This window comes from Pedobacter sp. Leaf194, assembly GCF_001423945.1.
Classification (GTDB): domain Bacteria; phylum Bacteroidota; class Bacteroidia; order Sphingobacteriales; family Sphingobacteriaceae; genus Pedobacter.
In genome coordinates this window covers 1,041,112-1,053,522 of the sequence record NZ_LMPU01000001.1, presented here as the reverse complement: position 1 = coordinate 1,053,522, position 12,411 = coordinate 1,041,112, and the positions used below count along the sequence as shown (strand labels likewise).

Annotated in this window: 14 protein-coding genes and 1 pseudogene; 3 read left to right on the top strand and 12 right to left on the bottom strand. The window is 36.8% G+C overall.

Going from position 1 to position 12,411, the window contains the following annotated elements; translation table 11 throughout:
• Window positions 1-224: 224 nt before the first annotated feature.
• The 4 genes from ASG14_RS04790 to ASG14_RS04775 are packed head-to-tail and all read right to left on the bottom strand — an operon-like array spanning window position 225 to window position 3,558.
• Complete coding sequence (locus tag ASG14_RS04790) at window positions 225-917, bottom strand: VIT1/CCC1 transporter family protein (protein ID WP_056869860.1); 693 nt, start codon at window positions 915-917, stop codon at window positions 225-227.
• A 36-nt stretch (window positions 918-953) separates the two neighbouring features.
• Window positions 954-1,622, bottom strand: coding sequence for a cytochrome b/b6 domain-containing protein (locus tag ASG14_RS04785; RefSeq protein WP_056869859.1), 669 nt, complete (start codon window positions 1,620-1,622; stop codon window positions 954-956).
• A gap of 5 nt (window positions 1,623-1,627) precedes the next feature.
• Window positions 1,628-2,884 (bottom strand): HAMP domain-containing sensor histidine kinase, encoded by a 1,257-nt coding sequence (locus ASG14_RS04780; protein WP_235528519.1) that lies wholly within the window; start codon window positions 2,882-2,884, stop codon window positions 1,628-1,630.
• Window positions 2,881-3,558, bottom strand: coding sequence for a response regulator transcription factor (locus ASG14_RS04775; protein WP_056869858.1), 678 nt, complete (start codon window positions 3,556-3,558; stop codon window positions 2,881-2,883). Before ASG14_RS04775 ends, ASG14_RS04780 begins: the two co-directional genes overlap by 4 nt.
• Before the next feature lie 816 nt (window positions 3,559-4,374).
• Here ASG14_RS04775 and ASG14_RS04770 point away from each other — a divergent pair.
• Complete coding sequence (locus ASG14_RS04770; protein ID WP_162238704.1) at window positions 4,375-5,493, top strand: site-specific integrase; 1,119 nt, start codon at window positions 4,375-4,377, stop codon at window positions 5,491-5,493.
• A 352-nt stretch (window positions 5,494-5,845) separates the two neighbouring features.
• Window positions 5,846-6,919: a transposase gene (locus ASG14_RS04765; RefSeq protein ID WP_082491337.1), complete on the top strand. Its 1,074-nt coding sequence runs from the start codon at window positions 5,846-5,848 to the stop codon at window positions 6,917-6,919.
• 46 nt (window positions 6,920-6,965) lie between these two features.
• On the opposite strand, the gene ASG14_RS04760 is transcribed toward ASG14_RS04765, so the two are convergent.
• The 8 genes and pseudogenes from ASG14_RS04760 to ASG14_RS04730 all read right to left on the bottom strand — a co-directional run bounded on the left by ASG14_RS04760 (window position 6,966) and on the right by ASG14_RS04730 (window position 11,459).
• A complete protein-coding gene (locus ASG14_RS04760) occupies window positions 6,966-7,427 on the bottom strand; it encodes a RadC family protein (protein ID WP_056869855.1) in 462 nt (153 codons plus the stop codon).
• Window positions 7,428-7,578: 151 nt separating this feature from the next.
• Window positions 7,579-7,764 carry a DUF2158 domain-containing protein gene (locus ASG14_RS04755; protein ID WP_056869854.1) on the bottom strand — a complete coding sequence of 62 codons (186 nt, stop codon included), beginning with the start codon at window positions 7,762-7,764 and terminating at the stop codon, window positions 7,579-7,581.
• A gap of 168 nt (window positions 7,765-7,932) precedes the next feature.
• A complete protein-coding gene (locus tag ASG14_RS04750; RefSeq protein WP_056869853.1) occupies window positions 7,933-8,736 on the bottom strand; it encodes a hypothetical protein in 804 nt (267 codons plus the stop codon).
• Window positions 8,737-8,746: 10 nt separating this feature from the next.
• Window positions 8,747-9,082, bottom strand: a complete 336-nt coding sequence (locus ASG14_RS04745; protein WP_157274833.1) for a hypothetical protein — start codon at window positions 9,080-9,082, stop codon at window positions 8,747-8,749.
• A gap of 355 nt (window positions 9,083-9,437) precedes the next feature.
• Window positions 9,438-9,494 carry a hypothetical protein gene (locus ASG14_RS20665; RefSeq protein ID WP_369817218.1) on the bottom strand — a complete coding sequence of 19 codons (57 nt, stop codon included), beginning with the start codon at window positions 9,492-9,494 and terminating at the stop codon, window positions 9,438-9,440.
• 17 nt (window positions 9,495-9,511) lie between these two features.
• Window positions 9,512-9,598, bottom strand: a pseudogene (locus ASG14_RS20660) (DNA translocase FtsK); the annotation flags it as partial.
• A 285-nt stretch (window positions 9,599-9,883) separates the two neighbouring features.
• Window positions 9,884-10,660 carry a hypothetical protein gene (locus ASG14_RS04735; RefSeq protein ID WP_157274832.1) on the bottom strand — a complete coding sequence of 259 codons (777 nt, stop codon included), beginning with the start codon at window positions 10,658-10,660 and terminating at the stop codon, window positions 9,884-9,886.
• Window positions 10,635-11,459 (bottom strand): hypothetical protein, encoded by an 825-nt coding sequence (locus tag ASG14_RS04730; protein WP_056869849.1) that lies wholly within the window; start codon window positions 11,457-11,459, stop codon window positions 10,635-10,637. The genes ASG14_RS04735 and ASG14_RS04730 overlap by 26 nt, the downstream gene beginning before the upstream one ends.
• A gap of 291 nt (window positions 11,460-11,750) precedes the next feature.
• Between ASG14_RS04730 and ASG14_RS04725 the strand changes: the two genes are divergently transcribed.
• Complete coding sequence (locus tag ASG14_RS04725; protein WP_056869848.1) at window positions 11,751-12,407, top strand: heavy metal-binding domain-containing protein; 657 nt, start codon at window positions 11,751-11,753, stop codon at window positions 12,405-12,407.
• The last annotated feature ends 4 nt before the right edge of the window (window positions 12,408-12,411 follow it).

The following is a 12,411-nucleotide window of genomic DNA, read 5'->3' as shown; positions in this document are numbered from 1 at the left end:
GTTATCGACAGATATAAAATGAATAAAGCTGTGTAAAATTCTATCTATAAAAAGCTTTTAGGGTTCCATGCATGCTGGCGGTTGCTTATCCGGAAATATAGATTAAAAGCCAATTGCATGTAACAAAACTATAGACAAAGTCTGAAGACATTCTGAAGTTTAAATTAAATTCTGTTAAATATTTGTTAATGATGAATCGGGGGAGCGAAAAATAGAAACACGGCTTAAGTAATTAATCTTGCAATTAGAAATGCCGCCCCGGCAGCAATCAAACCTATTGCAGTCACTTTTAAAGCGCCTTTTATTGGTGGCTGGCCGGTTACCTTGCTTTTGAAATAGCCAAATACAAACAAACAAATGGTGGTCAGCACAGCGGAGAGGATAAGTCCATCCTGCGGCATTGAAGTAAAAAAATAAGCTGATAAGGGTAACATGCCACCAACACAATAAGAAAATCCTATGGTAAGCGCACTGTTTCTCGCCCTGTTCACATCTGGTTTTTCCAGACCCAGCTCGAACTTCATCATGAAATCTACCCACCGGTCTTTATTCTTACTCATTTGATCTACAATAAGTTCCTGCGCTTCATTATCCAGTCCGTATTCCGCAAAAATCTCTTTTACCTCTTCTTTTTCCTTTTCGGGTACATTTTCAACTTCCAGGTATTCCCTTTTCAGCTCACTTTCATAATGCTCCTGCTCTGTTTTTCCCGCCAGGTAACCACCCAGCCCCATAGCAATGCAGCCAGCAATGATTTCTGCAATACCCGCGGTAATGATAATCGAATTGCTGCTAACCGCAGCGCTCAGGCCGGCGGCAAGTGCAAATGGAACCGTGAGCCCATCGCTCATGCCGATAACGATATCAGAAATGAAAGCTGAACTTTTTAAATGCTGTTCATTATGAAACTTACCCATATGTTTAGCCTTATGTTAAATTAAATGTCCGTCATCTTAATTTTCTCCGCCATTGATCATGTCCGAAACAATTCCCTTTCCATCCTTCCGCTCGGCCAGTAAAACGCCTGCCAGATGAAGAACAATAAAACCCAGTATCAGGTACATGCAAAAACCATGAAATTCCTTAATGCCGTGGTTAATGTTTTTAGAGATGCCGGTATAATCTTCAAAAGCAAGCAGCAGGCCGGTAACCACCATAATAAAAAGCAGAAAGTAAAAAATGATGTAAAGTCCTTTCACCACCAGTTCGTGCTTCGCTGTTTCACGTTCTTTTTTTAAGATAAAATATGCCTGACAAGCTTTTTTGAGCTTGGGAAAGAGTTTTTGCGAGTGAGGCATAAAAAACGCTGCAATTAACCTGAACAGAAAAAGCGCAGCTAATGCATAGCCAAAATAAATGTGTATCCCCCATACCTGATCTTCCAGGCCATGTGTAACTGCACCGGCCTGTTTATCACTTATTGAAACTCCTGCATTTATCAGTTCATTTTTCACAAAGCTACGTTGCGATCCATCAAAGAGCGTGGAGTTGATCAGCACGGTGAATAGTGAACCGGAAATGATGATGAAATTTACCCAGTGCCACAAACGAGTGGCAGGAGCATATTTCTTTCCTTTTTTGATCGCTCCGATTTCCTGATTCGTGGGTTCGATAATGGACATATATTTTATTGATGGTTAAATTTTATAGTGAAGGTGTGCAGGTCCTGATAATAGGAATAATCAAGCTGGTAACGTTGCCGGTTGCAGATCTGCTTGAGTATGGCGAGTCCCAAACCTGTACCTTCTGAGGCATTATCCTTATAAAAACGGTCAAATATTTTCTCGGGATCAAGCGCTTTATTGTGTCCGGTATTTGCAAACACGATTTTATCAGTTTCCAGATTTATTTCAATTTTACCTCCATCGTAGTTGTGCCTGATCACATTGCTGAAAAGATTATTAATCAGTATTTCAAGTAAGCTACGGCTCGCAGATATGCTCACATCGGCTAATGTACTTTCTACAGTGATATTGCGCTCCGAGATAAGTTCCTGGAAGTAAACTTGCTTTTCTTCAATAAGCGATTTCAGGTTAATCTTTTCCTCGTCCTGCAATAAATTGTTATCAATTTTAACCAGGAGTAGTAGTGATTGGTTAAGCTTGGTTAAACGGGAGGTGGCCTTGTACAGTTCAACCAGTATTTCGCCATCTTCTTTCGCCAGTACATTTGACTGGAGCATGTTATCGAGCTTCGAATTGATCACAGCCAGGGGCGTCATCATTTCATGGGATGCATTTTCGGTAAACAGCTTAATCTCGTTATAATCAGATTTCACCTTCCCTGAAAGCTCCACCAAAACTTTGTTTAATTGCCTGAATTCTGCCACGGGCATTTCTACAGGCTCGTACGGCCGTTCATGATTAATATTGAAGGCCGTAATATTTTTTAAGAGCTGCTCAAAAGGCGTCCAGATTTTTTTGAGCAAAATCCTGTTCACCAATAGTACAAGGGCGAAAAGCAGCATCACAGGAATGAGGATAATTAGGCAGATGTTCCTGATCTGCTCCTGCCGTTCAAATTTTGAAGCAATAACCAGAACACGGTAGGGTTTCCCAACCAGTTCGAGTTCGGTTCGAAGATACCTTGCGGTTTCTTTGCGGTGCTTAAGGGGATTATAGAATAGCGTATCGCCGTAGCTACTGGACGGATTGGCCTTTTCTATTTTTTTGTATTGAACAACGAGGTCCTCAAATTCATGCGACTTATAAAAATTACCTTTTGCTGAATACTCCTTTACCTCCATTACCTCTTCCACCAGGTCATGGTCAATCTGCTGATCAAGATAATAGACAAGCATCTTGTAAAAAAGAAATCCGATAAGCAGCAGCCCGAAAAGACTGATGATAATCAGTATCCTGTTGTATCTGGTAAATAGCTTCATACTTCCGTAAATTTATAACCAACGCCATATACCGACTGAAAGTAATCGCTGCTACCCGCATCAGTAAGCTTTTTACGGATGTTCTTAATATGGGTATAAATGAAATCAAAGCTATCGGCCATATCAGCATCATCACCCCAGATGTGTTCTACCGCCGCAGACTTAGAAATCACCTTACCTTTATTAGCAACAAAATAAAGCAGGAGATCAGATTCTTTTTTGGTCATATAAACTGGCTTAGCACTTACCAAAACCTCTTTTGCATCCAAATCAATTCGTATTTCGTTGAATTCGATATGGCGGTCTCCGTTGGCGCTTTTCCGGCGTACAACCGCAAGTATTCTTGCATTCAGTTCAGATAGATGAAAAGGCTTAATCAGGTAATCATCGGCACCGAGACTCAAACCTTCTATCTTTTGATCAAGAGCATTTCTCGCTGATATAATGATCACGCCTTCCGGTCTGTTCATCCTTTTAAGATAGTTCAGTATCTGAAGACCTTCTCCATCCGGGAGGGTCAGGTCGAGCAAGATACAATCATAGTCATAACTGTTCAGCCGATCAAGTGCCTCAGCATAGTTTGAGGCCATGGTGCAAAGATTACCCTCACAGGTAAGGTATTGTGATATACTACGCTGCAGGCCTAACTCGTCTTCAATAATCAGGATCTTCATGATTAACAAATATGGTATAAGATACTGAAGACATCTTGAAGTTCCGTCAAAAAAGGACCCAAATGGTTATTAAAAAAAGCTTAATTACCTGAAATTTATTTAACGTTAACCTGTTGTCCCGACTGAATGGAGAATTGGAATAGGGTTCATGGAGTAAAAACTAGTTAGATGATGAAGGTATCACATAAATAAAACTAATTTTCTGAGTTTCGATGATCGCATTTGAATTTCAGTTCGAAAATTGTCCAGTGACCTATCTTTAAATTTTAAAATGATTTGCAACTTTCACTAATTCCTGCAAATCAGATAGAAAAAAGTTCGATATCTGTCCAGTGACGGCTACTAAATTGACAAAAGCCCTGAAGCTCGACTTCTTTCTTTGAAAGCGGTCTGAATTCAGGGCTTTTTGTTTGCGCTGTTTTCTTCAAATTGAGTAAACTTTTGATATCAGACTGGATTTGGGGTTTTTAAGTCAATATTTTTTCTGCCTAACGTGACAGCATAAACTACTTAGGCTGATATCAAATGAAAATATTCTTCTAAATTCTAAAGATTTTGAAACGATTGAAACAGCAGCTGGCGTATTTTAGAGTAAGATTTTAAACGCTCAACGCATTTGATAGAATGTTGTTGGCCTTTTCAAAACAAAAAAGCAGGAAATTCCTGCTTTTTTGTTTTGAAAGTATACCTGTGGAGAATATCGGATTATCCATTCACGAATTTAATTTCAATGAAAATCAACTAGTTACACTTAATAACAGCCTGCCAACGGACGAATTACGGACGAAATCAAAACAAAATACCAACTTTGCATTTATGAGTACTTCTTTTACACAACCAATTCTAAGAAAGGGTAAAGCTGTCAACAAGTCTGGCAAACGCTTAACGAAGGCTGAAGAGGGTATTCTTCAGGATTGGTATATTGAATATTATTTTACCGATTTATCCCTTGATATTATCAATAAGCGAGTAAAGTTAAGACGGGATATTAATAAATCTGAAAATATCCGTGATAAAGAATCTCGAGCTCAAACGTTGCTAAGTTCTATTACAGAACTTCTTCAGGAAGGGTATCATCCTTTCAATGAAGAAGCAAACATCAAGTTAAGAAATGAAATTATAAGTATTTCAGTTCCTGAAGCTGTTGATGTATACATACAACATCTTAACGACATCAAACTCCGCAAGAAATCAATACAGACTTATTACAGTAAACTCAGATATTTTGCCGATGCTTATTCAAACTTGAAGGTAAACCAAATCACAGATTTGAAAATTACTAAATTCCTTAAAGAACAAAAGCTTAGTAATAGTTGGTCTGAGCGAACTTACAATGCAGCACAACAAGCTTTAGGTGCGTTCCTAAAACACTTAGTGTCTCTTAAATATATTGAAACAAACCCGATTGCGAAAGTATCACGACTGAAAGCATCAACATCATCAGATTTGCATAAAGTCTTTACAGACGCAGACTTAAAGTCGATAATGGATTATTTATCAGCTAACGATAAATTTACTGAACTGTTCGTGAAATCAATTTACTATACATGTATAAGGCCGAAAGAATTGAGGCAATTGAAGGTGAAGATGATTGATTTCGATAATATGATCATTACTCTCCCAGCTAGTATCTCTAAAAACAAACAGGTTGGCACTGTGAAAATCACTCCTAATTACTTAAAAGAGCTTAAGTCAAATAATATCGATAGCATTTCATCAGACAACTATCTTTTTTCGTCTGGATCAACCATCGGCGGTAAACTGGCTGTTGGAGAGAATACACCATATTACCGATTTATGTCATGCCTAAAAGCCCTTGGATTGGACGATAAAGGTTACACTTTATATAGCATTAAACATAAGTCAAATATAAGCAAATACTTAGACGGGTGGACAGTCGCAGAAATTATGAAAGCAATCGTCATGGAAGTATAAGTCAAACTGAAACTTATTTAAGGGAGCTTACGAAGTTTGTAAAGATAGATCAAAAGGAAATCCCATCAATATGATAAACTGCCCTGGACAGTTTCAAGTCGAAGGCAGTTAAATTTTACATCAGACATTCATAAGCAAAGCTGCCTGAAATATACTTTCCCATCTACTCATACTTTTATTAACTATTAAAATTGCTTATATTGTAATAACAAATCACTCAACCACAGCTATTTTCGTCTTTAGGATAGACTTAACAGTACTGGTAGCACAGATCTATTTCGCATAATAAGCCTAAAGGTGGTTATTAATCGTGGCAGAAGCGACCTATTTCCACTTGTAGAAGAACCTATCAATGATTAAAGGACTTTCGAGTGATTTGTTAAAGAAATGCACTATGATAGAGAGCAAGCTCACTGTTATCAAATATTTCATCGGGATCGACGTCTCTAAAGCAACATTTAATTATTGCTTGAGATATGGTGGCAGGTATGTTGTGAATGGCAAAGTTGCCAATAACGTAGAATCAATCCAAGAATTTGTCGAAACACTTAAAGAGATCCAAGGTTTCAAGCTTGGGTATGCTGTTTTCGGGATGGAAGTCACTGGAGTTTATGGTCTAATCTTGATGAATACTTTGACCAAGATGAAAGCAAAAGTGATTGTCGAACCATCAACAAGGATTAAGAACTCACTCGGTATAATTAGAGGCAAGAATGATAAACTCGATGCTGCTCGAATCGCTCGCTATCTCATCAAAAATCTTCAAGAATTGAAGCTTTGGTTACCCCGCAGGAAAATTATAGACGAGCTCAGTAGCCTATCAACATTAAGGGAAAGAATGGTGAAAATTGGTACTATCATTACCACTCCTCTGAATGAAGACATTAACTTCATTGATCCATATATATCTGCTGCAAATATCAAACTATGCAATCCGTCAATTATCCAAATTGAGCAATTGATAACAAACATTGATCTTAGGATCAAGACTCTTTATAAAAATGACGAGCGTTGTAACCGCCTTATGAAAATAATGCTTTCTGTAATGGGAATTGGCGATGTAACTGCTTTACAAATTCTAATCCATACTAATGAATTTAAAACAATTACAAATGCCAGAACATTTGCATCTTACTGTGGCATAGCACCGTTTGAATATGAATCTGGAACAAGCGTTAAAAGAAGGGCGCGAGTTTCTCCTTTTGCAAATAAGCGAATTAAATCATTGCTCCATAACGGAGTAAGAGCATGCATTGGAAGTGATCAAGAAATTAAAGCATACTACAAACGTCGAGTAGAAGTTGATAAAAAGAACAAGATGTCAACTATGAATGCAATCAAATTCAAATTGATATGCAGAGTTTTTGCATGTATTCGTGGTGATAGATTATATGAGAAAGGATATGTTTCATTTAAGCCCATTTGAAAAGAGATTTTAAGTTAGCCTGGGTTATTAACCCAAGCTAAAGACGTTACATCAACCACTCATCAGCGAAGCTAAAATAATTATGATTGGTAACGATGATATGATCGCAGACCTCGATATCTAATAACTTTCCTCCTTCCTTTATCTTCTGAGTTAATCTTTTATCAGCTTCACTTGGATTAACATTTCCGCTCGGGTGATTATGTGCTAGTATCATCTTGCTTGTATTAGTCTTCAATGCAACAGCAAAGATGATTTTAGGATCAACCAATGTTCCGGATACCCCACCAACTGATATATCTACTATTCCTAAAACTCGATTGTTAGTATTCAGTAGAATCACTTTAAATTCCTCTAAATGCTCTATACTTCCCATACGCCAATGTTGCATCAGAATTTTGTAAGCATCCTGTGAGCTATTAATTTGCGGACGTTCGGTAATGTTGTAATTTGATTTGTAGCTGATTTCCACCTCTGCTACTTTGAATGCAGTTTGTTTCTGTACCATATGATTAAATTAATTATGGTACGATGGCAAGCTTTAAGATCAACTAAGCAAAGGAGGAACGGAATAAATAGACCGTGCAGTTGCCTCTTGAGCGTTTATGCCGTAGTTCCTTTTAGCGTGTTGAGATCAGAGGCTTAGATTTGAACAATAATTATTTCTTATTCTCAGTGTCTGGAACAATAATTAAATTATCCTTAAATGTCTTAAGCTCTTCAAATCGTCCGTTTGCCCAATATTGACACACAGGCATACCATCACGATAGCCAGTTATCGTCATCTTGGGACCTCCACTTTTCAGGATTACAATAGAACCAACAGGCATAGTAATTTCGGGCATATTAATGTAATAAGGTATACAATTATAGTGATTGAGATCTATATCTCCAAGCGGCTACAAAATAACTAAACCGTATGTTTGGGTTGAGCATTTATGCGGGAAGTTGTTGGACGCTTCAGCAGATTAAAGCTTTTTTGTATAAATGATTAATGGCCTATAAAGATGCTTTTAAGTTTGTCCATTAGAAAGTTCTGTCAAATCTTTTAACATTTTACTTGTACGACCAACAAATTCAGGCGTCATTGTCCCGTCCGAGTTATAAACTGCAAGACCTGCCAAATCATACAATCCTTGTTTAACTAATGCTTTAAACTTTCTTAACTCTTCTTCTGCTTTCGTTTGGTTGGTTTCTGATGTAAATAATCTTGCGGACGTATTACTCTGTGAAATTCTATGATCCTCAACCAGATTTTTTACTCGAGTCTCGTTTTCCTCCAGAATTGCTTTTAATTGGTTGTCATGGTCAGCATTTAACTTCGACACTATTTCATTTTGTAATGCATTTAAGTCATCTATCCTGGACAGTAACGCTGTGTTTTGATCCTTGTATACACTTTCTTTTGCTATTGATTCAACATATCTTGATTTTACTTCCTCCAAATCGCTTGACACCTTAGTGTGTAATTCAACACTAACGACTTTATTTTTGGTCATGCTGTAAACAATCCCATCCGTCGAAGTAAGTAACCAAGAATTAAATATTCTAACTCCAGATTTGAAGAAGGGAACGAGAAAAGTATACATAATGGCAACAAGCAGAGGATGCCACAACATATTATTATCGTTCCTGCAATTCTCAATAATGTTGAGGTAGGAAGTATATCCATCGACCTTCAATTCAGTCTGTTTATAGAAAAGCAAAGCAACAATAATTGGATAATTAAATATCACCCATCCGATTACAAATGAAGATATGAATGGATTGCTTATGCGATCCTTTAAATCGGCAAAGAAGTCTTTGAAAGTGTCCATTGCATTCAGGTTAGTTAAATTTAGAAATGAAGTCGATAATAGAAGAAAGCATCAATTGAACTTGATCTTTGTCATACTCACCATATTTTCCATGCGCAGCCATGTTTCTTAAATCAAGATGAGCGACAATCGATTTCTGAACTAGCATGTTGTAAATGCCAGCTTTGTATAACTCAGTATTCATTGTATCTGCCTTCAAAGGCTTCAGCTTCCCAGATGTCAAGTCCTGTTTTACGATAGGGATGTTGTTTGATAAACAGAGTTGTCGAAGATTCTCTTCTAAAACCCCACCGACTATTACAGCTGCAGGATCTTTATAGCCCTGATTTAATAAATCCTCTGCCATTTCTATGAAGTCATTATATATCTCGCCTGAGATTAGCGATTTTACATCTGTCAACCACCCATCTTTCACATCAGTCCTTATTTTGTCTAAAAGACTTATTGCATAATTTATATTATACAGTTTGTAATATCTTACGCTGTTTCGAAAGTCATTGAAGTACAAGCTATCACGTCCAAGGGTAAACTCCAAGAATGATAGTACAGAGGTTCTGTATGCATGGAATTTAGCGCTATCTTCACTTTTTTAATCTGTGTTTATTTTAATAAGTAAATCTTCTGCTTCCGTTATTAGACCATCAAGCTTTCCAGTTATTTTTTCTTTTATCATACCATAGATCGTTGTTCAATTTCATTATCTAGTCGCCAATTCTATCAGACTTAGAGCGGTTACAAGGCTCACAAAGTAATTGAATATTGCGGTAAGTCGTTGCCCTAACTTCAATTTACGCTGAATAAGTGATGTCGATCCTTGCTGATGTAATACTATAAATCTTGCGGCATCTTCAAGGAAATGATCTGGACGTTCAATTCCAATTGTTCGCTTGTTTAAAACCCTCTTGTTTACTTCTGCATCTATAAACGCATTAATCTCCTGCTCACTTAAACTTGGAAATGAGGGATGTTGATTATAGCCTTTCTGGTCTATAGGAGCAAACACATTTATGTTATTAGCTTGAAGATTATCTTTTGATGGTTTATTTGAAAAGAATGCTATTAAACGTTTAATCATATTGAGAGCAAATTAAAACATAACTAATATACAACTTGGTTGTAACGATTGCAACCACGATTTATCGAGAGCTTAAAGGTTCAGCCAAGGCAAATTTATCGCGAAATAGATATATTCGTACGTATAGTAAGTCCAAGTTATAACGATGATGAGAAGTATAATCAACTCAGACTGGCGAAATACTACGGGATTCTTAACTATCATAAGTCCAACTGATCTAATTAAAATGGAAACTAAGATAATGAACCAACCGATCACTAGTCTTGACGTGTGAGTGGCCTTGCTTACTCTTTTTAAGTTTATGTATTTAAATCCATCTTTTGTTCCTTTAATGCGTGACATTAAATTGAATCGAATTTTATAATAATCGTAGGAATTAAAGAATACCCTAAAACAGACGCCATCTCCTTGTTCAAGAGCTTCATTTTCTTTCATATTGATGAATAAAATTTTATTGTCGACCTGAGAGGATACGTTAAGCTCGGCTCTGCTTTTAGCGATAAGGTCAGATCTAATAATCTTATTGATTCCATTCGCTTTTAATGATATAGGTTGTGACTCAACGAAATCCGAGAAATCAATAAATTGCAAGCCATTATTCCAAATAGCAACATCAACATAATATGTATATTGCATCTCTATGGTGGACACCATTAGGCTTTTTCCTTGGCTACTGTTAATAAGCTTCGCCTTGGAGATATAGTAATACGGGATCTTCTCGTTTAAGCCTTTAATGTAAAAGAATGCACTCATTATAAGTGCTGTTAATATACAAACAACAGGATTGCCAATAAAGGCTAAAGTTTTCTTACCGAAGTTTCGATCAATTTTGATTCTGTCGCCTAGCATCAGTTATCGTATATCTTTTGATGTGACCAGCGTGTGTTTTTATTACCTGTACGTCAATTAAAATCTTCCCTGCCGCATTGTTTCCGTTTGAATTGTGCAATGACCAAGTCAGTGTACGCTTTTGTTCATCATCGAGTTGACTTGAATGAAAAGAAACTGTCTTTTCTCGTACATTATCGTAAAATCTGCCAATTCCACTTAAGTTATTATATTTGGTGACGTTGCCGAACACATCTGATTCAATAACTGGATCCTCCTCAGACATTACGTAGTCAAGTGTAGCTCTATTAAATTCCACAACCACACCAACTCTAGGTCTCGTTATTTCTATTTTAATATCATTATCATTTGCGATCGGTCGATGCAGCTCTTGTAGGGGATTCTCTAATGACCTAGATATCTCATCTTCATAAGATGGGTTCCTATTCACAATTCTTCTAGTGCTAGGCTCTTCTAATTCTCCTTCACGGCCAGTCGCTTCCCTCCATGTATATTTGATAAAGTCCCAAAATGCAGCGGAAAGGATTGAAGCTCCAATACCTTTAATAACATCATCTTCAAAGATAATACTGACAAATTCGATGAAGCTCCCCTGTCGAGATGGATGGAGTAGAAAATTGACTCCATGTGTAGAATCTCCCTTGCGTTTTACCTCTCCATCATTCAGTAAAGCATGAACAGTTATAGAAAGAGCTTTGGCCAATCCAGCCATTGACCTTGACGCATCGTATAAATCTAATCGACGGTCATCAGCTGTTCCGCCTGTATAGCGGATAATAAATTTTATTTCTTGAGGCATATTTAGATTAATTGATGACAAGGTAAGAAATACTTATTGAAATAAATATTTCTATAGAATGCTTAAACATGTTACGAGAAGTATACAGCAGTTAGTTCCAAATGGACATCTACAATATAATTTCAACAACTAGGCGGTATATAGTTTCTCATGCAATGTAATTAAACAGTTAAATTCAACTTAATATCTTATAGATAATAAAAGGTTAGTTACTGTCAATTGCATTTAAATACGGGAAACCATAATAGTCTTCATTCTTTACTTGCTATATTGGTTGACTAAATAAACTATATGTCTTATAAACATTGTCCTCATTGTCAAAAGAAACTAGATGGACTCATGACCACTCGGATCATTCTAAAAGATTCTACTAATGCGTTTATTAATCAGTTTAACTTTCCTAATAGTGAGGCTTACTGTAATGCAAATGAATGTGGCCCTGCGCTAATTGAAACTTACAAACAGGAGATTGCATCTAAAAAGGATGCCCTAATTAAAGAAATATTCACGAAGATCGATCTCATACCAATCATTACAGCTAATAGTCCACTAAACTGGAGCTATGATATCCTTGATATCGTGACTGCTCAATCTGTGTCTGGCACTGGATTCTTCTCTGAAATGTCAGGTTCTTGGGCTGATTTCACTGGCGGGCAATCAGATACTTTGATTAACAAATTGTACTCTGGTGAGGAAATATGTAAACAGAAGCTTAGATATAAATGTTTGTTAATAGGCGGCAATGCTATTATTGCAACTGATATTGATTATTCAGAAGTTGGCGGTGCAAAGGCAATGCTAATGGTTTGTATGGCTGGAACTGCTATAAATCTCAACTTGAATAATGTATTGGCTGATAAACGTGATGATATTGAAATGCTTAAAGCCAAGGCGAACGAATTAAATCAATTGAAGTTAATTAAGTTTCCAGAGTTTGGAATTAGCTAATATC

Bases quoted from the DNA above. Each gene is read 5' to 3' on its own strand.
- ASG14_RS04785 (WP_056869859.1), bottom strand. From the start codon at position 1,622: ATGTCCATTATCGAACCCACGAATCAGGAAATCGGAGCGATCAAAAAA.
- ASG14_RS04745 (WP_157274833.1), bottom strand. From the start codon at position 9,082: ATGGCAGAGGATTTATTAAATCAGGGCTATAAAGATCCTGCAGCTGTA.
- ASG14_RS04725 (WP_056869848.1), top strand. From the start codon at position 11,751: ATGTCTTATAAACATTGTCCTCATTGTCAAAAGAAACTAGATGGACTC.
- ASG14_RS04780 (WP_235528519.1), bottom strand. From the start codon at position 2,884: ATGAAGCTATTTACCAGATACAACAGGATACTGATTATCATCAGTCTT.
- ASG14_RS04775 (WP_056869858.1), bottom strand. From the start codon at position 3,558: ATGAAGATCCTGATTATTGAAGACGAGTTAGGCCTGCAGCGTAGTATA.
- ASG14_RS04730 (WP_056869849.1), bottom strand. From the start codon at position 11,459: ATGCCTCAAGAAATAAAATTTATTATCCGCTATACAGGCGGAACAGCT.
- ASG14_RS04750 (WP_056869853.1), bottom strand. From the start codon at position 8,736: ATGGACACTTTCAAAGACTTCTTTGCCGATTTAAAGGATCGCATAAGC.
- ASG14_RS04765 (WP_082491337.1), top strand. From the start codon at position 5,846: ATGATTAAAGGACTTTCGAGTGATTTGTTAAAGAAATGCACTATGATA.
- ASG14_RS04735 (WP_157274832.1), bottom strand. From the start codon at position 10,660: ATGCTAGGCGACAGAATCAAAATTGATCGAAACTTCGGTAAGAAAACT.
- ASG14_RS04770 (WP_162238704.1), top strand. From the start codon at position 4,375: ATGAGTACTTCTTTTACACAACCAATTCTAAGAAAGGGTAAAGCTGTC.
- ASG14_RS04790 (WP_056869860.1), bottom strand. From the start codon at position 917: ATGGGTAAGTTTCATAATGAACAGCATTTAAAAAGTTCAGCTTTCATT.
- ASG14_RS04755 (WP_056869854.1), bottom strand. From the start codon at position 7,764: ATGCCCGAAATTACTATGCCTGTTGGTTCTATTGTAATCCTGAAAAGT.
- ASG14_RS04760 (WP_056869855.1), bottom strand. From the start codon at position 7,427: ATGGTACAGAAACAAACTGCATTCAAAGTAGCAGAGGTGGAAATCAGC.